Genomic DNA, 20,402 nt, shown 5'->3' with positions numbered 1-20,402 from the left:
GATAGAGAGGTTCGAGGAGTAAAACCGTCCGTAAGAGCCCGATAAGTTCAACTAACCATCAGCATTAGAGCATTTTAGCTGATGGAAGTTGAGCTTTATGTTAAAATATATCGGGTTTACTCAATCTGATAAAACCGATATAATATAAAGGTTGTATTTTAAACGAAGTGTTCAAATTGAACGTTTGAATAGATAAAATACTTCGCTGATTGGAGGAAGTGTCCTTGCTTTCAAAAGAAGTGGAAACTTATATTGAATCCCTCATTCCGGCCCGTTCGTCTTTGATAGAAGAGATGGAGCAGTATGCAAAGGGTGAGCAAGTTCCGATTATGGAGCTCATTGGCATTGAAACATTGTTGCAGCTTTTACGCATTCAGCAGCCTGCAAATATATTAGAAATCGGTACAGCCATTGGTTATTCTGCCATTCGGATGGCAGACGCCGTTCCTAAGGCCGAAATTGTAACGATTGAACGAGACAAAGAGCGCTATGATAAAGCTCTTTATTTTATTGGGAAAGCTAACAAAGAACAACGCATTCATGTCTTATTCGGCGATGCTTTTGAGGTAACAGAGGCCATTCAAAGCAAAGCTCCGTATGACATGATTTTTATTGATGCTGCGAAAGGGCAATATCAAAAGTTTTTTGAGCTGTTTGAACCGTTTTTAAGCAAGGATGGAATGATTATTTCCGATAACGTGCTTTTTAAAGGGTATGTAGCACAAGCGGAAGAGACGATCGAAACAAAGCGCATCCGAAGTTTGACGGCAAAGATAAAAAAATATAATGATTGGCTGATGAGTCACCCGGATTTTCAAACGATGATTTTGCCAATTGGCGATGGAATTGCCATTACTAAAAGAAGAGGTGAAGAGACATGAAAAAGCCTGAGTTATTAGTTACACCTACATCTGTTGCAGACATTGCACCGCTTGCTGAGGCTGGAGCAGATGCTTTTATGATTGGAGAACAGCGCTACGGCTTGCGCTTGGCAGGTGAGTTTACACGCGAAGAAATAAGCGAAGCTGTAAAAATTGCCCATGAAAAAAACACGAAAGTATATGTGGCAATGAACGCCCTTTTTCATAATGACAAAGTAGACGAATTAGGGGATTATCTTTCGTTTTTGGCAGAGGCAGGTGTCGATGCAGTAGTATTCGGTGATCCTGCTGTGTTGATGGCGGCCCGTGAAGCAGCACCGGAAATGAAGCTTCACTGGAATACAGAGACAACGGCAACCAACTGGTTTACATGTAATTATTGGGGGAGAAAAGGCGCTAAGCGTGCGGTTCTTGCACGAGAATTGAGCATGGATTCCATTATTGAAATGAAAGAGCATGCGGAAGTCGAAATTGAAGTGCAAGTTCATGGTATGACCTGTATGTTCCAATCGAAACGCTCTCTATTAGGAAATTACTTCCTTTATCAAGATAAAGTCATGGAAGTGGAAAATCGCCGCTTGGAAAAAGACATGTTTTTACATGATAAGGAGCGCGGAAACAAATACCCTATTTTCGAGGATGAAAATGGGACGCATATTATGAGCCCGAACGATATTTGCATTATTGATGAATTGACTGAGATGATCGAAGCCGGCGTAGATTCGTTTAAAATTGACGGTGTATTAAAAACGTCTGAGTACATCATCGAGGTGACGAAAAAATATCGTCAAGCAATCGATTTATGTGTTGAGAATCGTGATGAATATGAAGATGTGAAGGATGATTTGTTAGCTGAAATCGAAGAGATTCAGCCTGTAAATCGTCCGTTAGACACAGGTTTCTTCTTTAAAGAAACCGTTTATTAAGAAAATTGAATGCATACAAAGAGTGTATGCATTCAATTTTCTTTTCACATCTTTTAAATGAACAGAGCTTATAGATCGAAGAGATAAATACAAAGATTATTTTTAAATTTAGAGGAGGTCACAATGATGGCTGTGAAAGTTGATACAGTGATTGACGGCAAACGTGTCATTACAAAAAAGCCAGAGCTATTGGCGCCAGCCGGTAATCTTGAGAAATTGAAGGTTGCCGTTCACTACGGTGCGGATGCCGTATTTATTGGCGGACGAGAGTATGGTCTTCGTTCAAATGCTGATAACTTCTCATTGGAGGAGATGGCAGAAGGTGTTCAATTTGCGAACAAGTACGGCGCAAGAATTTATGTAACAACTAATATTTATGCTCACAATGAAAATTTAGACGGGTTAGAGGAGTATTTACAAGGATTGCAAGAGGCGGGAGTGGCCGGAATTATTGTCGCTGACCCTCTTATTATCGAAACATGCCGACGTGTTGCTCCTAAATTAGAAGTGCACTTAAGTACACAGCAGTCCCTTTCAAACTGGAAAGCTGTTGAGTTTTGGAAAGAAGAGGGACTTGAGCGCGTTGTATTGGCACGTGAAACAGGGGCAGAAGAAATTCGTGAGATGAAAGAAAAAGTCGATATTGAGATTGAGGCATTCATTCACGGTGCGATGTGTATTGCTTACTCTGGACGATGTGTGTTGAGCAATCATATGACAGCACGCGATTCCAACCGCGGAGGATGCTGCCAATCATGTCGTTGGGACTATGATTTATATCAGATGGATCAAGGTGAAAACGAAGTGGCTTTATTCAATGAAGAAGATGCTCCGTTTGCCATGAGCCCAAAAGACTTGAACTTAATCCAGTCCATTCCGAAAATGATTGAGTTAGGGATCGACAGCTTAAAAGTTGAAGGGCGCATGAAGTCCATTCACTATGTAGCGACGGTCGTCAGCGTATATCGTAAAGTGATTGATGCTTACTGTGCGGATCCGGAAAACTTCATTATCAAGCAAGAATGGCTTGATGAATTGGATAAGTGTGCGAACCGCGAAACAGCGCCGGCATTTTTTGAAGGTGTTCCTGGGCATAAAGAGCAAATGTTTGGAAATCATAGCAAGAAGACAACATACGATTTTGTCGGTCTTGTACTAGAATATAATGAGGACACACAAATCGTTACATTGCAGCAGCGAAATCATTTCAAACCAGGAGATGAAGTGGAGTTCTTTGGTCCGGAAATCGAAAACTTTACACAAGTAGTAGGGACGATTTGGGACGAAAAAGGCAATGAATTGGATGCAGCGCGTCATCCACTTCAAATTGTAAAATTTAAAGTGGACAAACCTGTCTTCCCATATAATATGATGCGAAAGGGGATTTAACGACAGATGGGGAAGAAGCCGGTCGTAATAGGGATTGCCGGAGGATCGGGTTCCGGTAAGACAAGCGTCACAAAAGCGATTTATGAATGCTTTAAGGGCCATTCAATCATGTTGCTTGAACAAGATTATTACTATAAAGATCAAAGTCACCTTCCGTTTGAGGAACGATTGCAAACAAATTACGATCATCCGTTTGCCTTTGATAATGACTTATTAATTGAACATTTAAATCAATTGCTGCAGTATAAAGGCATTGAAAAACCCGTTTACGATTATACGATTCATACACGCTCAAACGAAGTAATTCACGAGGAACCAAAAGATGTCATCATTTTGGAAGGGATTCTTGTGTTGGAAGATGAACGACTTCGTGATTTAATGGATATTAAGCTATACGTGGATACGGATGCTGACCTTCGTATTATCCGCCGCATGCTTCGTGATATTAAAGAAAGAGGGCGTACACTGGAATCGGTTATTGATCAATATGTGGGAGTTGTTCGTCCGATGCATAATCAATTTATTGAACCAACTAAACGGTATGCAGATATTATCATTCCAGAGGGCGGACAAAACCATGTGGCAATCGACCTAATGGTAACAAAGATTAAAACAATTCTTGAACAAAATGCCATTTTGTAATAACATATCAGAGATGACGGAATTTATTTGAAAAAATTTCAAAAATTATGTTTAACATATTCATATTCTTTTCACATGCAACACAAATTATAAAGAATAAGACATTTACAGTTCAGCTTGATGATCGAAAAACGTCATCAAGCTGATTCAACATATCATACTTTAAGTAAGTGTTCAAAAAGGACGGAGAAGTTCAAGGAAGCGTAGCTTTGAGCAACGGAGCGTATACAGTTAATACGTGAGTAGCGGAAAAGCAAGCTGACGCCGAAATTCGACAGTCATTTTTCCCGGACTTTTTGAACAACCTCTTTAAAAGTGGATATGTATTTCGATTAAGTTTTCTGTCATTCATACATAAAAAAGAATCAGCATGTTAGAGATGTCTTTTAAAATGAGAAGGAGTGTAGGGACATGGCACAAGAAAAAATATTTCCAATGACACAAGCAGGTAAAGAGAAACTCGAACAAGAACTGGAGCACTTAAAATCAGTAAAGCGTAAAGAAGTAGTAGAACGCATCAAAATTGCACGCAGCTTCGGGGACTTATCTGAGAACTCTGAGTATGATTCTGCAAAAGAAGAACAAGCCTTTGTTGAAGGTCGTATTACGACGCTTGAAAATATGATTCGCAATGCTAAAATCATCCAAGAAGATGCTGAAAACTCTACAACAGTATCTTTAGGGAAATCGGTTACATTTGTTGAATTGCCGGACGGAGAAGAAGAAACGTATACAATTGTAGGAAGCGCGGAAGCAGATCCGTTTGAAGGAAAAATCTCAAATGATTCTCCAATCGCGAAAAGCTTAATGGGCAAACAAATCGGAGACGAAGTTGTTGTTCAAACTCCGGGCGGCGAAATGAACGTACGTATCGTCTCAGTGAGCTAATAAAGAAAAGCGGAGGCGCCTGTTCAATCTTGGGAGGCGTTGGAGCTTCTGACAGGGAAACCGCTTTTTGGTTTCATGGTCAGAAGTGAAACGACCGAAAGATTAGGAGCCGCAGCTAGACAGTGAAGAAAAGTGCAGCAAGCTCGTTCATGCTCATAGGGAACTGGAACCTCCGACGAGAAGTCGCTTTTTGACTTCGTGATTTAGAGAATCGTCGACTAAGGTCGGCCACGTCCTGTGACCAACGCCGACGTTTGAACATCCTGTTCTTCAAGTTACCGTAGAGCATAGCTTGCGGAACTAGACAATGAAGAAAAGCAGACTTTCCGCTCTCTTGAATTTTTTTTGAATTTCATGATTTAAAAAGAAGCACCTCGTCGACAATTGTAACGAGGTGTTTTCTTTTTATGAAAAGAGTAAAACGTTTTTATATTTTGCTTGCAGTCATTATTTGTTTAATTTTTTTGCTGATTGGCAGACTTGCGCAAATTCAGCTTATCAGCACAGAATCGTTTTCGAAAGAAAAAGTAAATTTAATTGAGGCAAGTGTCAAACAAAGAACGCAGGAGATGACCATTGATGATGGAAGGGGAAAGTTCATTTCACGAAACGGTTATCCACTTACGTATGAAACAAATAATCGATTGGTCCTTTTTCCATTTTTGCAGAAAATGGAGTGGCCCGCAAAGCGGGTAGCAGACATCATGGATGTTCCTTCGAGCGAGCTGATTAGCAAATTAGGAACAGAAAATAAACCTGTAGTAATAGAAAAAGAACTGACTTCCACACAAATGAAACAAATTAACGATTTAAAATATCCAGGCATTTTTGCCGTGCCTTTGCAGCAAAAAAATTCACTCCCTCTCGCTTATCATCTGATCGGTGTAGTGAGGCAGAATGAGAAATTAATTGAGCAGAAATATGAAGAGTCTTTGAAACAAGGGGAATTGTCTCTCCATACGCCAGTCGGCATTACAGGACTTCAATCATCATTTGACGAATTTTTGCTTCCTGAGCAAGAATCAAAGCTGCTTTATCATGTCGACCGTTTTGGAGGACCTTTGTTTGGAATTGACGTGAAATACACGGGAACAGCCAACCCTTTCTATCCGGTGAATATCGAAACGACCATAGACGAGAAGATTCAAAAGATGGCAGAGGAAATTGCGGGAAGATATGATATGAAAAGGGGAGGCATCGTGTTACTTGATGTCGAAACAAATGAATTGCTTGCTCTTGTAAGCAAGCCCGATATCAACGATAGCAACCCTTACGATCAAAACAAAGGAATCCAGAACCGAATGCTGGCACCTCAAGTGCCCGGCTCTATTTTTAAAACCGTCGTGGCCGCCGCTGGGATTGAAGAGCGTGCTGATATTTATAATCGGCTGTTTAATTGTGACTTAAATATATATAAAGAGGAACTAAAAGACGATTCCAAAATGGGTGCATTAACCTTTGAAGACAGTTTTGCAAGAAGCTGCAACTATACATTCGGAGAACTAGCAAATGAAATTACGGCAAAAGATTCTAATATATTGGAGACATATGCAGCCAAGCTGGGATTAACAGATTTAGCGGGGTGGAGTGGAGATGTATTTCATTTTGATCACTTTCGGCAATTAAAAGAAGAAAAGCGAGGAGTCATCTGGCAAACGGAAAGCTCCCAGAGACATTGGAAAGAAATAAGTCAAACTGCAATAGGACAAAAAGATGTGAGGGTGACTCCTCTTGCGGTAGCCAACATGATGGCGACGATAGCAAGGGGTGGTGAAAGATATACGGTAAAAGCAGTGAATCAAATTCAGTATAAGAATGGTGCCTCCTTGTATCAGTTTAAGCAGCAAAAAGTAAAGGATGAAGCGATTGAACCTTATACGGCAGTGCAGCTTCAAAAGCTTTTACGCCAAGTGGTTACTCATGAAAAGGGAACAGGAAGAAGATTTCAAACATTGCCGTACGAGGTAGCAGGCAAATCCGGAACAGCTGAATTGGGAGATGAAAAGAGCTCGGTGAATAAATGGTTTGCCGGTTATTTTCCTGCCACTAACCCGAAATATGCTCTAGTTGTAGTCGATCTTGCTACAACAAGCTCCAAAGCAGTGACAAACAGCGTGTATTATGACATCGTTCAAGAGCTGTATAAGATGGATCAAGAAAAAAATAGGTAAAATGTATCAAAAAAGTTACATTTATGCGTCAATTGTTTGTCAAGGCTTCATCCAATTCGTTTCTAATGTTAAAATAGAGCATTATAGAACTTGGAGGAAGTTGTATAAATGGAAAATCAACGATTTGAACAACGACATAAAAAAAGACAATCAAAGCTCAATCGTGTTTATAATGTCTTGATTGTTCTAGTAGCAGTACTGATTGTGTTTGTTGGCGGACAAATGATGTTTGGAAGTTCAGAAGAAAAAGAAAATGCTAAAACGGCAACAGCGTCACAGCAAGAAGAGAAAACGGACAAACAAGATAAAAAAGAAGATAGTATGTCTATTTATGAAGAGTCAGAAGATGAGTTAACAAATACAGAAGATGATGAATTAGCTTCGGAAGAAGAAACTGGTGAAGCTGCAAACTTGGAAGAATCAGAGCCAATCGTTGAAGAGAATACGGATCCTTCTTCGGATGCCGTTAGAAGCATTACAGACCCAAGCTGGCAGCCAATCGGCACTCAGCAGTCTGAGCCGCATACTGCCACATATAGTAAAAACTCTGTCGATTGGAATGAAATGCTGCAGGCAGTCAGTTATGCAACTGGTGTAGGCACCGACGATATGACTGTATGGCGTATTGGAAACAATGGAGGACCAAATAAAGCAGTTGCAACGATTTCATCAAAGACAGACAAAAAGAAATACCGTGTTCAGATTGATTGGGTGGAAAATGAAGGATGGAAGCCAGTTGTTGTCGAAGAACTTAAACAGTAGAAGAGGCTCTCTTATAAGCTTTTAATAACTTATCTCTTATTAACAGGAAGTAATACCCCCTTTTCAAAATTTGGAGTAATCCCAGAAGTTTAAGTGGGGGATGAAGGAACTCTCCACGATGGAAGTTTCCTTTATAAAAAGGATTCTTTTTTATGAAAGGCCCCGTCAAGAAATCTTGATTATACTGGATTTCTGTGACGGGGCCTTTATGATTAATTCTTTTTTAATTTAAAATGAACGACAGCCGAATAATATTTGCGACCGTGTTCGTAGTCGATGGACATTTGATGAGAAACATGATGCACTTGAAGTAAAATGGCTTTATTCTGTTCAATTTTTTCGTTTATTTCTTTCTCTAATGTTTGGATGTCGGTTGCTTCAAACACTTCAATTTTGTCTTCTAGAATGTCCAAATGAAATTGCAACTGTCCCACTCCTTTTATGCGAAATACCTTCTTTAGACAGTATACAAGGTTCTGCCCGGGTGAAAAAGGGATTCAGCTTTTGCTAACGATTTTTTCTTGATGAAGCGTATTATTTATGATAATTTAGTGACAATCCACTTTTTAAATCATAGTATATTTATAGGAATTATATGTATTTAAGGAGTGCGCAAATGGGACGTGAATTTTTAGATATCTTTGAGGATTGGGCAGAACAATACGATTCTTCCGTTTATGGGCATAATAAGGAATATAGAGAAGTGTTTGCAAATTATGAAGCCATTCTAGAAGAAACGGCCGGTAAAGCATTTGGCCATGTTATAGAGTTTGGTGTTGGCACAGGGAATTTGACGGTGAAACTTCTTGAAAAAGGATTACAAGTATATGGGATCGAACCTTCAAAACCGATGAGAGATTTGGCGCTTGAGAAATTGGGGAAAAGGGTTTCCATTGAAGACGGGGATTTTTTAACGTTTCCTCTTCCGGTCAAACCCATCGACAGCATTGTAAGTACGTATGCTTTTCATCATTTAACAAATAGAGAAAAAGAAGAAGCTGTTGCAAAGTATGGAAAGTTTCTGCAACCTGGTGGTAAAATAATATTTGCTGATACAATGTTTGAAGATGAAAAGCAATTTTCTGATACAATCGAGCAGGCAAAGCAGCAAGGATTTAATAATTTGGCGGAAGATTTACAACGTGAATATTACACCACTATTCCCGTACTGCGTGACATGTTGGAACGCCATGGGTTTAACGTGTCATTCACTCGTTACAATCATTTCGTCTGGTTATTAAATGCGACGAAACAATAATGAATGGAAAGAAAGAGGGTCCAGCATGAAAGTAGCTATTATCGGTGCTATGGAAGAAGAAGTCACCATTTTACGTGAAAAATTAGACAATCGTAAAGAAACGATTGTTGCAGGTTGTGAATATTCAGAAGGGACAGTAAGCGGTGTTGAGGTCATTTTGTTAAAGTCAGGAATCGGCAAAGTGAATGCGGCGCTCTCAACAGCTATTTTATTGGAGAAGTTCCAGCCTGATTATGTCATTAATACTGGATCTGCAGGAGGTTACAATCCGGCATTGAACGTTGGAGATGTAGTCATTTCGACAGAAGTTCGTCATCATGATGTAGATGTAACGGCTTTTGGTTATGAATACGGTCAAGTACCAGGTATGCCGGCTTCTTTTGAAGCAGCGACGGATTTAATTAATATTGCGGAAGAAAGTGCGAAGGAAATTACCGATGTGCAAGTTGTGAAAGGGCTGATCGTAACAGGAGATTCATTTATGAATGACCCCGTGCGAGTAGAATTCGTTCGCGGTAAATTTACGGACTTACAAGCGGTTGAGATGGAAGCAGCTGCGGTTGCTCAAGTATGTCATCAGTTTGACAAACCATTTGTGATTATCCGTGCCCTATCAGATATTGCCGGAAAAGAGTCGAATGTTTCATTTGAGCAGTTTTTGGAAACAGCGGCAATCAATTCAACGAATCTTGTCCTTCGCATTGTAGAGAAAATCAACAAAGCTTAATTGAAAATCGGTGTAACAAAGAAGAATTTTACCTTTTAAGTTTTAGGCAAAGAACTTTGTCCTTTTCCGGTTCATTGGTGGAGCTGGAAGAGGACATTTTATAAAACAAAAAAACAAAGCCCTTTAGACAAATTTTTTTAGATATAATACCAAGTAAAACAAGTTGTTTACTTGATTATTTGAAATTAGATGGGGTGAAAGCGTGAAGGTTGTCAAAAACATCTATGAATTAATCGGAAAAACACCTGTCGTTGAGCTGACAAAGTTTTCGTTGCCAAAGGGCGTACGTGTATTTGCAAAGCTTGAGTATTTCAACCCTGGAGGGAGTGTCAAGGACAGACTTGGACAAGAATTAATCCGTGAAGCTATAGCTGGAGGACGCCTGGTGCCGGGCGGAACGGTTATTGAACCAACAGCAGGAAACACGGGCATAGGTTTGGCGTTATCTGCCATTCAGTATGGAGTCAACGTAATTTTCTGTGTACCAGAAAAGTTTAGCATGGAAAAGCAAGAGATTATGAAGGCACTGGGGGCACAGATTGTTCATACCCCTACAAGTGAAGGAATAAAGGGTGCAATTGAAAAAGCATATGAGCTTGCAGCGCAGATTCCGAACTCGTACGTGCCGCAGCAATTCGGCAACCCGGCCAATCCGAGGACGTATTATAAAACATTAGGACCGGAGCTTTATGAACAGCTTGATGGGCAAATTGATATCTTTGTGGCAGGAGCGGGAAGCGGAGGTACATTTATGGGAACGTCCAAATATTTGAAGGAAAATATCCAAGGCGTAAAAACGGTCATTGTCGAACCGGAAGGCTCTATTTTAAATGGAGGTGAATCCGGTCCTCATAAGACAGAGGGAATTGGCATGGAATTTTTACCTGGATATATGGATATGGCTTATTTCGACGGCATTCACACCATCCTAGATAAAGATGCCTTTAAAAGAGTAAAAGAACTTGCCGGGAAAGAAGGGATTTTAGCGGGCAGCTCGTCAGGTGCAGCGCTTCACGCAGCATTATTGGAGGCAGAAAAAGCGGAAGGCGGCACAAATATTGTGACTATTTTCCCAGATAGCAGCGATCGTTATTTAAGTAAAAAAATATACGAAGGAGGCATTTAACATGAAAAGAAAAACGAAATTAATTCATGGAGGAATTGCGGGAGATCCGCATACAGGAGCGGTGTCTGTACCAATTTATCAAGTAAGTACGTATAAACAAGAAGGTGTTGGAGGCCATAAAGGGTTTGAATATTCACGTACAGGCAATCCCACGCGTCATGCGCTGGAAGAACTCATTAAGGATATTGAAGGCGGACAGGCAGGGTTTGCCTTCGGCTCAGGTATGGCGGCTATCACAGCAGTCATGATGCTCTTTAACAGCGGAGACCATGTTATTTTGACGGATGATGTATACGGCGGTACGTACCGTGTGATGACGAAGGTGCTAAATCGGTTGGGCATTGCATCTACATTTGTTGATACGAGTGACCTTTCCAATATTGAGAAAGAAATTCGTCCAACGACAAGAGCCATTTACTTGGAGACTCCGACAAATCCGTTATTAAAGATTACGGATATTGAAGGAGCAGCAGCAATTGGCAAAAGACACAACTTACTAACGATTGTGGATAATACATTCAGTACACCATACTGGCAGAATCCGATTGAATCAGGAGCGGACATCGTCGTTCATAGCGCCACTAAATATTTGGGAGGCCACAGTGATGTTGTCGCTGGCCTGATAGTGGTCAATTCAAGTCACTTGGCCGAAGACTTACATTTCGTTCAGAACTCGACAGGAGGCATTTTAGGGCCTCAGGACTCGTGGCTGCTTATGCGTGGAATGAAAACATTAGGGATACGGATGGAAGAGCATGAAGCGAATACACGAGCGATTGTCGAGTTTTTAGTCAACCATCCAGCTGTGCAAAAAGTATATTATCCGGGATTGGAAAATCACCCGAATCATGATATTGCCAAAAAACAGGCAAGCGGTTTTGGAGGGATGGTTTCATTTGATGTAGGCAGTGAGGAAAAAGCAGATCAAGTGTTGAACAGGGTCAAATATTTTACGCTGGCAGAAAGTCTAGGAGCGGTAGAAAGCTTAATTTCCGTTCCGACCAAAATGACTCATGCCTCCATTCCGAAAGAACGTCGTGAGGAACTGGGAATTACTGATGGACTTATTCGAATTTCTGTAGGTCTTGAAGATGTGGAAGATTTAATGGAGGACTTATCGAATGCATTAGCATAATTAACAAAATGATATTCATCCAAAACGGCCTTGGCGCATTTGCGTCAAGGCCGTTTTGGATGAATTTACATGATTCATAGTCTGCTAGCCTATGTTAGAGTATAAGTATTATGTTAAATAAGGGTGAGGATACATGAAGGAAAAATTAATGAAAGACATTCAAACGAAAATCTCTGATTATACCCGTTATATATATATATTGTTGGCGGTCAGCACATTTTTATATTTAGGTACGGTCATTGGGGATGGAGAAAAAACCCCTTCCCAAATGCTGGCCATGTCAGGAACGACTATTGTTTTATTAGGACTTTCTTTTTATTTTGCTTATAAAACTAAAAAGCTTCGCCGACATCTGCAACAGGAAGAACAGTAAAAGAAACCCAAGCAGTGTAGAATTTACTGTCTATTAATACAGGATAAAAGGTTTACAGTGAAGTACATTTTTTCTACTTCAGAATCTTAGTCTTCTAAAAAGAACCGTCATGGAAAATTCAACCATTTTTGATTTTCCTGGCGGTTCTTTTATATACATTCCACTTAATAACTCGAAATATCTTTATTTCATCCAGAGATCTTCACACTCGGTCATCCGGCTAACTTGAACAGGCTCTCAAGGGTTCAATCTATATAGTTTGCTTTTTTCTAAAAAATGGTTTACAAACGGTTTATTTATGGATATAATTACCATTATAATATCTAAATGATTCCATGAAGGAGGTCGAGTGAAATGGCAAGAACATGCGCATATGTATTAAAGCAATTTTATAGCTATCACCATTTTATTACTATTCGACCGCCTATGAAGACATTGTAAACGACTGATTATTCAAAGCACATTCAGCCGCAGGGGAGAATAGTAGATACCTGTGGCTTTTTATGTGAACCGCAGGTATCCCCTGCGGTTTTTTAGTGTGGAGAGAGAATTGTATTTACAGAGTGGTGAATCATTTATATCCCCGTTACAGGAGGTGAGAATATGACATTAAATTTGTTTTTCTTGACGATTACGGTTACACGACGCCCGCTGACACCTGAGGAAATTGAGCATGAACAACGCCTCAAAGAAATTGAAGAAGAAATAATGAATCGTAAGTATGAATTTTATCGCATGTTTTAATGAGCGAGAAAACAATCAATCATAAGAAAGGTGTGAAGGGTATGAAAAACGGAAGAATGGGATTTAAGGTGATGACATGGTTAAAGGTGGAGAAAGATTCCACCTAAATGCAGTAGTTGTTAATTAGGGGGGGATTCAGTTTGATTATGCTTAGAATCATTCTTTTTCCAATCATTATTTGGCCAGGGAAAAGAAAATAACAGGATTGGCTGAAAAGGGGTCCTTTTTCAGCCAATCCTGCTTTAATGGGCAGTAAGATCTCCTGCTTGAAGGCTTGAGAGAATCTAAGTGGGGGAGAAGGGCCCCCACTGATGGAAGTTTCCTTTATTTTGCCTTTTTTTCTTTTTCCGCCCGAAAAAATTCATGGAATATTTTCATTAATGCTCTTTTTTCGATGCGAGATACATAGCTGCGTGAGATTCCTAATTCTTTTGCGATCTCCCGCTGTGTTTTTTCTTTTTGTAAATCCAATCCAAACCGCCCTACGATGACCTCCCGTTCCCTTTCATCCAAAATATCAATGTACTCTTTGATTTTTTCGAGTTCCATATTAAGCTGAATCATATCAATCACGTCGTCTGATTCAGACTTTAGCACGTCAATCAAACTAATTTCGTTTCCTTCTTTATCTTGGCCAATCGGATCATGAAGGGACACATCTTTTTTAGTTTTTTTCAGGGCACGCAAATGCATTAAGATCTCATTTTCAATACATCTTGCTGCATATGTTGCCAATTTCGTACCTTTTCCTTGCGAGTAGCTTTCAATGGCTTTAATTAACCCAATGGTTCCGATGGAGATTAAATCTTCTGGATCTTCACCGGTATTTTCAAACTTTTTGACGATGTGGGCAACTAGCCGTAGATTGTGCTCAATGAGCAAATTTCTCGCTTCCTGATCACCCTGTTCCATTAAAATTAAGTATTTTTTTTCGTCGCTGGCAGAAAGGGGCTGTGGAAAAGCGTTGTTTTTGACATACGAAACTAGGAAAATGAGTTCTTTAACCAAATAGCTCAATCCTGTGATCAATGCGGACATCTTCTCACCTCCGCTTTCTATATCTACATCTATATCCAAACCCTAACCCGTACTTTATTCATATGCCCAATCTTGCTTGACTGTGTCTGTACAATAAAAAAAGACCTGCTTTTGCAGGTCTTGAATGTGCTCAACTCGTTCTAGCGTATCACACTATTATTGTTCAGTAATCTCTTCGTTTGGCACGATTAAAATTTCAACGCGTCGATTTTTTAGCCTGCCTTGTTCCGTAGAATTGCTCGCAATCGGTTTATACTCGCCGTATCCTTTTGCACTAAAAAGTGCGGGATCCAATTTTTGATTTTCCAGTAAGGCTTTCATGAAGTTAACTGCACGCATGACACTTAAATCCCAGTTGGATTCAAAATATTGGTTACGGATAGGGATATTATCTGTATGGCCGCTGATAATGACATTTTTGGGCGTTTCCATGACAAGCAGCTGAGAAATTTCTTTCGCAAGCTGACGATTAGCAGGACGAACTTCGGCCACTCCGGAATCAAATAGTACGTTATCCAAAATAGTAATCAGAAGTCCTTCGTCCGTTAAACTTGTTTTCAATTGTCCTGTTAAATCCCGGCTTTTAATGTATTCATTTACCTTTTGCTGAAGTTCTTGCAGAGATTTTTTTTCGGAATTACTGCTCTCTTCTTTATTGTCCTCCTCCTTACTCAATGAAGGAGATTGCTCAGGGGGAAGGGTACTCGGATACTCCAAAACTCCTGTTCCTCCTTCAAAAGAAGAGTTTAATGTACTGGCAAGTTGTTTAAATTTTACAGCATCAATACTGCTCATGGAAAATAAGACAATGAATAAAGCTAACAGCAGTGTAAGCAAGTCCGCATATGGAATGAGCCATGATTCGTCAACATGTTCTTCGTGATTGTTATGCTGATGCTTTTTTTTCATTGTTTTTTTCACCTTCATTAAAGAATTTTTCGCGTTCATTTACAGGTAAAAAAGAAGCCAGTTTACGCTCAATGACGTTAGGAGCCTGCCCTTCAACAATTGATAAAACCCCTTCAATCATCAAATAACGAACCTTTACTTCATATTTAGATTTTCTTTTTAATTTGTTGGCAAATGGATGCCATAGAACATAGCCGCTGAAAATCCCGAAAAGCGTTGCAACGAAAGCAGCTGAAATGGCATGTCCGAGCGCATCCATATTGCTCATGTCTGACAATGCGGCAATAAGACCGACAACCGCACCTAATACTCCAAGAGTAGGCGCATATGTACCTGCCTGAGTGAAAATGGAAGCCCCAATTTGATGGCGTTCTTCCATAACGGACGTTTCTTCTGTCATCACATCACGGATGAACTCTTGTGTTTGTCCATCGACAGCCAAGTTTAAGCCATTTTTTAAAAATGGATCTTCAATATCACTTATCTTGCTTTCTAAAGCTAATAATCCTTCTCTTCTTGCCACCGTAGCTAAGTCGACGAATAGAGGAATAAGTTCTTCAATTTTAGGGGTTTTGTCTTCTTTAAATACAATTCCGAATAGTTTCGGTACATTTTTAATATCTCTTGCAGGAAAGGCGATGGTTACCGCTCCCGCGGTGCCAATAAAAATGATAAGTAATGCAGGAATATTGAATAAGGCAGAGGGGCTGACCCCTTTTAAGATCATTCCTACAAATACGCCAATAAGAGCTAAAATAATTCCGAATAAAGAAGTTTTATCCATACGAGATCACCTTGAAATACATATTTTTTAAAGATTTTGCTTATAGTGTGTGTTCAAAAAGGAGGATAAAAAGGACCAAGAAGTTCAAGGAAGCGCAGCTTTGAGCAACGGAGCGTATGCTGTTAATACGTGAGTAGCGGAAAAGCAAGCTGACGCCGAAATTCGACGGTCATTTTTCCCGGACTTTTTGAACAACTTCTTATACCATTTTATCGACATATTTTGTTTAATCTTTATGCCTATCCCTATAACTTTTTAAAACTTTATCGAATACAGAGGAGAGAGGTGCATACATAAGAAGTTTTTTATAGCTTTGAACAGATAATAAGATCTTTCAGAAAATAAAAAAGGCCCATACCAGAAGGAGCTGGTAATGAGCCTCATAAGGAAGGCGGGTTAGAGATGATGGAGTATAGTTCCTTTTTTAGCCTCGCTAAGCTAATTCTGTACTGATTTCAGTGTCAATAATGATAACCATAACAGCTGAAATGACAATGCCGAGTACGAAAGAAAATATGTCTCTCACCTCGTATACTATCAATCATCTATCTTTACTGTAGCATATATCCCTTATTGAAAAAGAAATGATTTTTGTCAACATTGTTACCGCCTGATGGTAATTTTGTGAAAGGCTTTCCTGAATTGTCTATCTATCATTGGACAATGGCCTATACCTTTTTTATTTCGTTTACATAGTGTATGAATAGAATAAGAACGCAAAGGGGGAACTTTCATGTATCCATATGGTTATCCACCTTGTGGTTCGTACCCTGTGGGAGGCTGCGGCAGCGGGTACGGCTTCTGGATTGCCGTTATTATCGTATTGTTTGTTTTACTCGTAATATTTGGCGGCTTCTATTGCTATCGAAATTATTTCTGTTAAAATATAAAAAGCTCATGGTAAGCCATGAGCTTTTTATATTTTTTTCAGCCTAAACGTTCCAACCATTAAAATTGCCAGCAAAATGACTAAGAACATAAAAAATTGTTGTGGAAAATAAGGAATCACCAAATAGCTTAAAGTTAGAATACAACCGGCGGCCGTAATAGGCAGCCCTGTGAAATATCCATTATTTTCTGTGATATTGAATCGCGCCAGCCTTAAGGCTCCGCAAGCGATGTACAAAATGGTAAACAATGCTCCAGGTGCTCCATATTCGAACAGTATGCCCTGATAGAGCAGTAAGGCGGGAGCAATACCAAACGATATAATATCACACATAGAATCTAATTGTTTTCCTAATTCTGACTCAATATTTAGCTTTCTCGCTGTCATCCCATCAAAGCGATCAGCTAGTGCGGCTAAGAAAATTAATAAGACACTCAACTTAAGGTTATCTTTTAACACAAAAAGAATTGCGAAAGCCCCTAAACTTAGATTTAATAAAGTTAATGCATTTGCTGCCTGTGCTTTTATTTTTTTGATTGTATGATCTAAGTAATCTAATAAAAACATTCTCTTCACTCCTTTGTAGAGAATGGGATGCACCTATTTTAAAGTGTATTCTTATTGTAGACGGAAAGCCAAAGATAGTAAAGGGCTATTGGATAATTGGAGGGAAACTTTCTTGTTTGAACGTGTATATCGAATTTTTATTGAATTAACGAACCATGCCTTTTTCTCCACGTTGCTGCAAAGATTTTCAACATCTCGTGTAAGTGCATTGCTAATATCATCATATGCTCGTATTTACAATATTAATCAATCAGAAATGACAAATCATCTATCTACTTATAAAACATTGCAGCAATTGTTTATAAGACAGTTGAAAGAGGGAGTTCGTCCCATTGATCCAACGCCAAAAGGAGTTGTGAGTCCGGTAGATGCAGTCATCGAAGAGTACGGCTTTATTGAGCCAACAAAAGAAATTAGAGTAAAAGGAAAAATGTACTCCATTCAGGAGATGGTTCACGATGATGAATTGCTTGAAAAGTACGTAGGAGGACAATTTATGATTTTTTATTTAAGTCCTCGCGATTATCATCGTATTCATAGCCCATTAAGCGGAAAAATCACAAAGACGTGGACTCTTGGAAGTAAATCTTATCCCGTTAATAAGTGGGGGTTAAAGTACGGCAGAGATCCATTGATTAAAAATTATCGGAAATTAACAGAAGTGCAGCACCCTCAGGGTCATTTGTTAATGGTTAAAGTAGGTGCGATGTTTATTAACAGTATTGAAAGAACCCATGATGGCGATACTGTCACGAAAGGTGTGGAGATGGCGTATTTTACGTTTGGCTCTACAGTCGTACTGTTATTTGAAAAAGATACATTTTCGCTCGATCCAAATATTGAAAAAGAGCGGGTGATCCAAGTCGGTCAGCTCATAGGTCTCTTAAAATAAGAAAAAGTATCGCTTAAGATGATAATTTGACTTTCAGCTCTAGGGATCTGCGCTCCATTTCTTTTTCTATCAATTGAATGAATTCGGGACTTAGCTGTAATTCTGTCGCTTTTATATAGGATTCGATAAGGAGCTTGTCTGATAATTTTTGCATAATAATCGCCTTGTAAAAGGCGTTCACCTCCGATATCTTTTTACCATTCAAAAAGGGTGTTCTATTTCTATCGGAAAAATCATAAGATGGATAGTTGGTAACCATAATCTACCATGAAATAAAAAATGGAACAACCGTTCTCTTATCCACAGTTAACAGTGGATAATTTGTGGGTAATTTGTTTATAATTACCATTAAATGTTGGTAGTTAATTGGGAAAATGTGCATAAACTTATCCACAACTTGGAAACACCTTAGGTTTTGTCGAAACATTTGCATAAATTAGCAAAAATCTACGCCTTTTTTGTCAATCAGACATTTTCTGGAGATAGAAACGAAATGAAAGTCGTTTTTAGAAGTTTTTTGTTGGAAAATGAAGAACTAACGTTATAATTGTGTATTGTGTATTTATTATTCAGATGGACCTTATTTTGTTAGTAGAGGTGTGACATACGTGTTAAAACTTTTTTTGCCGAATGAACATGTAAAAAGCATTTTTCATATTACGCCGCAAATGTTAAAAGAAAGAGGAGTTAAAGGGATTATTACAGATCTGGACAATACCTTGGTTGAATGGGATCGGCCCAGTGCTACTCCCCAGCTGATAGAGTGGTTTAAAGAAATGAAGGATCATGGTATCCAGGTTACGATCGTCTCCAATAATATTGAAAAAAGAGTGAAGCTGTTCTCAGATCCTTTAGGCATTCCTTTTATTTTTCAAGCAAGAAAGCCGATGGGAAAAGCATTTCATAAGGCGCTGCGCTTAATGGATGTACAAAACGATGAAATCGTTGTGATTGGAGATCAGCTTTTAACAGATGTCCTTGGAGGAAATCGTTTAGGACTTTACACCATTCTGGTGGTACCTGTTGCCCAAACAGACGGTTTTATTACAAGGTTCAATCGAAAAATGGAACGTAGAATTTTAACGTGGATGAAACGAAAAGGCATGATTAATTGGGAGGAATAAATTCGTGAGTGAACAAGTACTTCAATGTGTAGGGTGTGGAGTCGCTCTTCAAACCGAAAAACCAAACGAGATTGGGTACACTCCCCAATCGGCATTAGAAAAAGAAGTTATTATTTGTCAGCGTTGCTTCCGCTTAAAACATTATAATGAGATTCAAGATGTTTCTTTAACCGATGATGATTTCCTGAAAATATTAAATGGGATTGGAAAATCGGATGCTCTTGTTGTGAAAATTGTCGATATTTTTGATTTTAATGGCAGCTGGCTTCCTGGCTTACACCGTTTTGTGGGAAGTAACAATGTCCTTTTAGTTGGAAATAAAGTGGACTTGCTTCCAAAGTCGGTAAAGCAGAACAAATTAATTAATTGGATGAAAAAAGAGGCAAAAGAACTTGGTCTTAAGCCTGTCGATGTCCACTTAATCAGCGCCGCTAAAGGACAAGGAATAAAAGAACTTGCAGCGGCTATTGAGGCTTATCGTTTTGGCAAAGACGTCTACATCGTAGGATGTACAAATGTAGGGAAATCTACGTTCATCAATACTTTGATTAAAGAGTTCAGCGGAGAAAAGGATGTTGTAACGACTTCCCAATACCCTGGAACAACCCTTGATTTAATCGGTATCCCTCTTGATGATGATGCCGCTTTATATGATACACCGGGGATTATCAATCATCATCAAATGGCTCATTTTGTTGACAAACGTGATTTAAAGATTATCTCTCCTAAAAAAGAAATTAAGCCAAAAGTATATCAATTGAATGAAGAGCAAACTTTATTCTTTGGCGGATTGGCGCGTTTAGATTATGTTAGTGGAGGAAGAAGAGCGCTGACTTGCTATATTTCCAATGATTTAATGATTCATCGTACTAAAATGGAAAAAGCGGATGAACTATATCGAAATCATGCAGGCGAGCTATTACAGCCTCCGAGACAAGAGCAAATGGATGAATTTCCTGAGCTTGTAGCACATGAATTTATGATTAAGCAAGGAAAAACAGACATCGTTTTCTCGGGATTAGGCTGGGTAACAGTGAACGATCCGGGGGCAAAGGTAGTGGCTTATGCACCAAAAGGGGTAGGAGTATTCATTAGAGCCTCTCTTATTTAAAGAGCTTTTCTTAACTATATACGAAAGTGAAAAATGTGGATATTTCAGTAAAAGGGGGAGCAGCTG

General features: G+C 39.2%; 23 protein-coding genes. 17 read left to right on the top strand and 6 right to left on the bottom strand.

Features of this window, described 5'->3' with window-relative positions; translation table 11 throughout:
* Nucleotides 1-224: 224 nt before the first annotated feature.
* The 7 genes from BK575_RS22755 (at nt 225) to BK575_RS22725 (ending at nt 7,659) form a co-directional block, all read left to right on the top strand.
* Complete coding sequence (locus tag BK575_RS22755; RefSeq protein WP_078413861.1) at nt 225-881, top strand: O-methyltransferase; 657 nt, start codon at nt 225-227, stop codon at nt 879-881.
* Nucleotides 878-1,807 carry a peptidase U32 family protein gene (locus BK575_RS22750; protein WP_078413860.1) on the top strand — a complete coding sequence of 310 codons (930 nt, stop codon included), beginning with the start codon at nt 878-880 and terminating at the stop codon, nt 1,805-1,807. Before BK575_RS22755 ends, BK575_RS22750 begins: the two co-directional genes overlap by 4 nt.
* Nucleotides 1,808-1,930: 123 nt before the next feature.
* Nucleotides 1,931-3,196 carry a peptidase U32 family protein gene (locus BK575_RS22745; RefSeq protein ID WP_078413859.1) on the top strand — a complete coding sequence of 422 codons (1,266 nt, stop codon included), beginning with the start codon at nt 1,931-1,933 and terminating at the stop codon, nt 3,194-3,196.
* Between the two features lie 6 nt (nt 3,197-3,202).
* Nucleotides 3,203-3,838 carry a uridine kinase gene (gene udk, locus BK575_RS22740; protein WP_078413858.1) on the top strand — a complete coding sequence of 212 codons (636 nt, stop codon included), beginning with the start codon at nt 3,203-3,205 and terminating at the stop codon, nt 3,836-3,838.
* A 411-nt stretch (nt 3,839-4,249) separates the two neighbouring features.
* Nucleotides 4,250-4,726 (top strand): transcription elongation factor GreA, encoded by a 477-nt coding sequence (greA, locus tag BK575_RS22735; protein ID WP_078413857.1) that lies wholly within the window; start codon nt 4,250-4,252, stop codon nt 4,724-4,726.
* Between the two features lie 407 nt (nt 4,727-5,133).
* Nucleotides 5,134-6,897: a peptidoglycan D,D-transpeptidase FtsI family protein gene (locus BK575_RS22730; protein WP_078413856.1), complete on the top strand. Its 1,764-nt coding sequence runs from the start codon at nt 5,134-5,136 to the stop codon at nt 6,895-6,897.
* Nucleotides 6,898-7,005: 108 nt separating this feature from the next.
* The gene (locus BK575_RS22725; protein WP_078413855.1) at nt 7,006-7,659 is read left to right on the top strand and encodes a YrrS family protein; all 654 of its coding nucleotides are present in this window, start codon (nt 7,006-7,008) and stop codon (nt 7,657-7,659) included.
* Nucleotides 7,660-7,871: 212 nt separating this feature from the next.
* On the opposite strand, the gene BK575_RS22720 is transcribed toward BK575_RS22725, so the two are convergent.
* Nucleotides 7,872-8,084 carry a DUF2536 family protein gene (locus BK575_RS22720; protein WP_028394986.1) on the bottom strand — a complete coding sequence of 71 codons (213 nt, stop codon included), beginning with the start codon at nt 8,082-8,084 and terminating at the stop codon, nt 7,872-7,874.
* 191 nt (nt 8,085-8,275) lie between these two features.
* On the opposite strand from BK575_RS22720, the gene BK575_RS22715 reads away from it, so the two are divergent.
* From BK575_RS22715 to BK575_RS22690, 6 genes are all read left to right on the top strand, one after another.
* Entirely contained in the window at nt 8,276-8,917 is a 642-nt protein-coding gene (locus BK575_RS22715; protein ID WP_078413854.1) for a class I SAM-dependent methyltransferase, read from the top strand.
* A 25-nt stretch (nt 8,918-8,942) separates the two neighbouring features.
* Entirely contained in the window at nt 8,943-9,644 is a 702-nt protein-coding gene (gene mtnN, locus BK575_RS22710; RefSeq protein ID WP_078413853.1) for a 5'-methylthioadenosine/S-adenosylhomocysteine nucleosidase, read from the top strand.
* A 202-nt stretch (nt 9,645-9,846) separates the two neighbouring features.
* Entirely contained in the window at nt 9,847-10,770 is a 924-nt protein-coding gene (locus BK575_RS22705) for a PLP-dependent cysteine synthase family protein (RefSeq protein ID WP_078413852.1), read from the top strand.
* Between the two features lies 1 nt (nt 10,771).
* Nucleotides 10,772-11,905, top strand: coding sequence for a bifunctional cystathionine gamma-lyase/homocysteine desulfhydrase (locus BK575_RS22700; protein ID WP_078413851.1), 1,134 nt, complete (start codon nt 10,772-10,774; stop codon nt 11,903-11,905).
* A 133-nt stretch (nt 11,906-12,038) separates the two neighbouring features.
* The gene (locus BK575_RS22695; protein ID WP_235867433.1) at nt 12,039-12,278 is read left to right on the top strand and encodes a YrhC family protein; all 240 of its coding nucleotides are present in this window, start codon (nt 12,039-12,041) and stop codon (nt 12,276-12,278) included.
* Between the two features lie 603 nt (nt 12,279-12,881).
* Nucleotides 12,882-13,022 carry a YrzI family small protein gene (locus BK575_RS22690; protein WP_078413850.1) on the top strand — a complete coding sequence of 47 codons (141 nt, stop codon included), beginning with the start codon at nt 12,882-12,884 and terminating at the stop codon, nt 13,020-13,022.
* A 324-nt stretch (nt 13,023-13,346) separates the two neighbouring features.
* Here BK575_RS22690 and sigK read toward each other — a convergent pair whose 3' ends face one another.
* The 3 genes from sigK to motA form a co-directional block, all read right to left on the bottom strand.
* A complete protein-coding gene (sigK, locus tag BK575_RS22685) occupies nt 13,347-14,060 on the bottom strand; it encodes an RNA polymerase sporulation sigma factor SigK (protein WP_078413849.1) in 714 nt (237 codons plus the stop codon).
* A 156-nt stretch (nt 14,061-14,216) separates the two neighbouring features.
* Nucleotides 14,217-14,969, bottom strand: coding sequence for a flagellar motor protein MotB (motB, locus tag BK575_RS22680; protein WP_078413848.1), 753 nt, complete (start codon nt 14,967-14,969; stop codon nt 14,217-14,219).
* The gene (motA, locus tag BK575_RS22675; RefSeq protein ID WP_078413847.1) at nt 14,947-15,753 is read right to left on the bottom strand and encodes a flagellar motor stator protein MotA; all 807 of its coding nucleotides are present in this window, start codon (nt 15,751-15,753) and stop codon (nt 14,947-14,949) included. Before motA ends, motB begins: the two co-directional genes overlap by 23 nt.
* 733 nt (nt 15,754-16,486) lie before the next feature.
* Here motA and BK575_RS28790 point away from each other — a divergent pair.
* Nucleotides 16,487-16,636, top strand: a complete 150-nt coding sequence (locus BK575_RS28790) for a hypothetical protein (protein ID WP_169907951.1) — start codon at nt 16,487-16,489, stop codon at nt 16,634-16,636.
* A 33-nt stretch (nt 16,637-16,669) separates the two neighbouring features.
* Here BK575_RS28790 and pssA read toward each other — a convergent pair whose 3' ends face one another.
* Nucleotides 16,670-17,209 carry a CDP-diacylglycerol--serine O-phosphatidyltransferase gene (gene pssA, locus BK575_RS22670; protein WP_078413846.1) on the bottom strand — a complete coding sequence of 180 codons (540 nt, stop codon included), beginning with the start codon at nt 17,207-17,209 and terminating at the stop codon, nt 16,670-16,672.
* Nucleotides 17,210-17,321: 112 nt separating this feature from the next.
* Between pssA and BK575_RS22665 the strand changes: the two genes are divergently transcribed.
* Complete coding sequence (locus BK575_RS22665) at nt 17,322-18,101, top strand: phosphatidylserine decarboxylase (protein WP_078413845.1); 780 nt, start codon at nt 17,322-17,324, stop codon at nt 18,099-18,101.
* Nucleotides 18,102-18,114: 13 nt separating this feature from the next.
* Here the strand turns inward: BK575_RS22665 and sda are convergent, their stop codons facing one another.
* The gene (gene sda, locus BK575_RS22660; protein WP_078414924.1) at nt 18,115-18,255 is read right to left on the bottom strand and encodes a sporulation histidine kinase inhibitor Sda; all 141 of its coding nucleotides are present in this window, start codon (nt 18,253-18,255) and stop codon (nt 18,115-18,117) included.
* A gap of 454 nt (nt 18,256-18,709) precedes the next feature.
* On the opposite strand from sda, the gene BK575_RS22655 reads away from it, so the two are divergent.
* Nucleotides 18,710-19,225, top strand: a complete 516-nt coding sequence (locus BK575_RS22655) for a YqeG family HAD IIIA-type phosphatase (RefSeq protein ID WP_078413844.1) — start codon at nt 18,710-18,712, stop codon at nt 19,223-19,225.
* Nucleotides 19,226-19,229: 4 nt separating this feature from the next.
* Nucleotides 19,230-20,336 (top strand): ribosome biogenesis GTPase YqeH, encoded by a 1,107-nt coding sequence (yqeH, locus tag BK575_RS22650; protein WP_078413843.1) that lies wholly within the window; start codon nt 19,230-19,232, stop codon nt 20,334-20,336.
* The last annotated feature ends 66 nt before the right edge of the window (nt 20,337-20,402 follow it).

This window comes from Priestia abyssalis (assembly GCF_002019595.1).
In the GTDB taxonomy this organism is placed as follows: Bacteria; Bacillota; Bacilli; order Bacillales; family Bacillaceae_H; genus Bacillus_BA; species Bacillus_BA abyssalis.
The sequence above is the reverse complement of the archived record's forward strand: the minus strand, read 5'-3'. Positions and strand labels throughout refer to the sequence as shown.

Coding starts and splice junctions, on each gene's coding strand:
- BK575_RS22750 (WP_078413860.1), top strand. CDS start 878: ATGAAAAAGCCTGAGTTATTAGTTACACCTACATCTGTTGCAGACATT.
- BK575_RS22745 (WP_078413859.1), top strand. CDS start 1,931: ATGATGGCTGTGAAAGTTGATACAGTGATTGACGGCAAACGTGTCATT.
- udk (WP_078413858.1), top strand. CDS start 3,203: ATGGGGAAGAAGCCGGTCGTAATAGGGATTGCCGGAGGATCGGGTTCC.
- greA (WP_078413857.1), top strand. CDS start 4,250: ATGGCACAAGAAAAAATATTTCCAATGACACAAGCAGGTAAAGAGAAA.
- BK575_RS22730 (WP_078413856.1), top strand. CDS start 5,134: ATGAAAAGAGTAAAACGTTTTTATATTTTGCTTGCAGTCATTATTTGT.
- BK575_RS22725 (WP_078413855.1), top strand. CDS start 7,006: ATGGAAAATCAACGATTTGAACAACGACATAAAAAAAGACAATCAAAG.
- BK575_RS22715 (WP_078413854.1), top strand. CDS start 8,276: ATGGGACGTGAATTTTTAGATATCTTTGAGGATTGGGCAGAACAATAC.
- mtnN (WP_078413853.1), top strand. CDS start 8,943: ATGAAAGTAGCTATTATCGGTGCTATGGAAGAAGAAGTCACCATTTTA.
- BK575_RS22700 (WP_078413851.1), top strand. CDS start 10,772: ATGAAAAGAAAAACGAAATTAATTCATGGAGGAATTGCGGGAGATCCG.
- BK575_RS22695 (WP_235867433.1), top strand. CDS start 12,039: ATGAAGGAAAAATTAATGAAAGACATTCAAACGAAAATCTCTGATTAT.
- BK575_RS22690 (WP_078413850.1), top strand. CDS start 12,882: ATGACATTAAATTTGTTTTTCTTGACGATTACGGTTACACGACGCCCG.
- sigK (WP_078413849.1), bottom strand. CDS start 14,060: ATGTCCGCATTGATCACAGGATTGAGCTATTTGGTTAAAGAACTCATT.
- motB (WP_078413848.1), bottom strand. CDS start 14,969: ATGAAAAAAAAGCATCAGCATAACAATCACGAAGAACATGTTGACGAA.
- motA (WP_078413847.1), bottom strand. CDS start 15,753: ATGGATAAAACTTCTTTATTCGGAATTATTTTAGCTCTTATTGGCGTA.
- BK575_RS28790 (WP_169907951.1), top strand. CDS start 16,487: ATGTATCCATATGGTTATCCACCTTGTGGTTCGTACCCTGTGGGAGGC.
- pssA (WP_078413846.1), bottom strand. CDS start 17,209: ATGTTTTTATTAGATTACTTAGATCATACAATCAAAAAAATAAAAGCA.
- sda (WP_078414924.1), bottom strand. CDS start 18,255: ATGCAAAAATTATCAGACAAGCTCCTTATCGAATCCTATATAAAAGCG.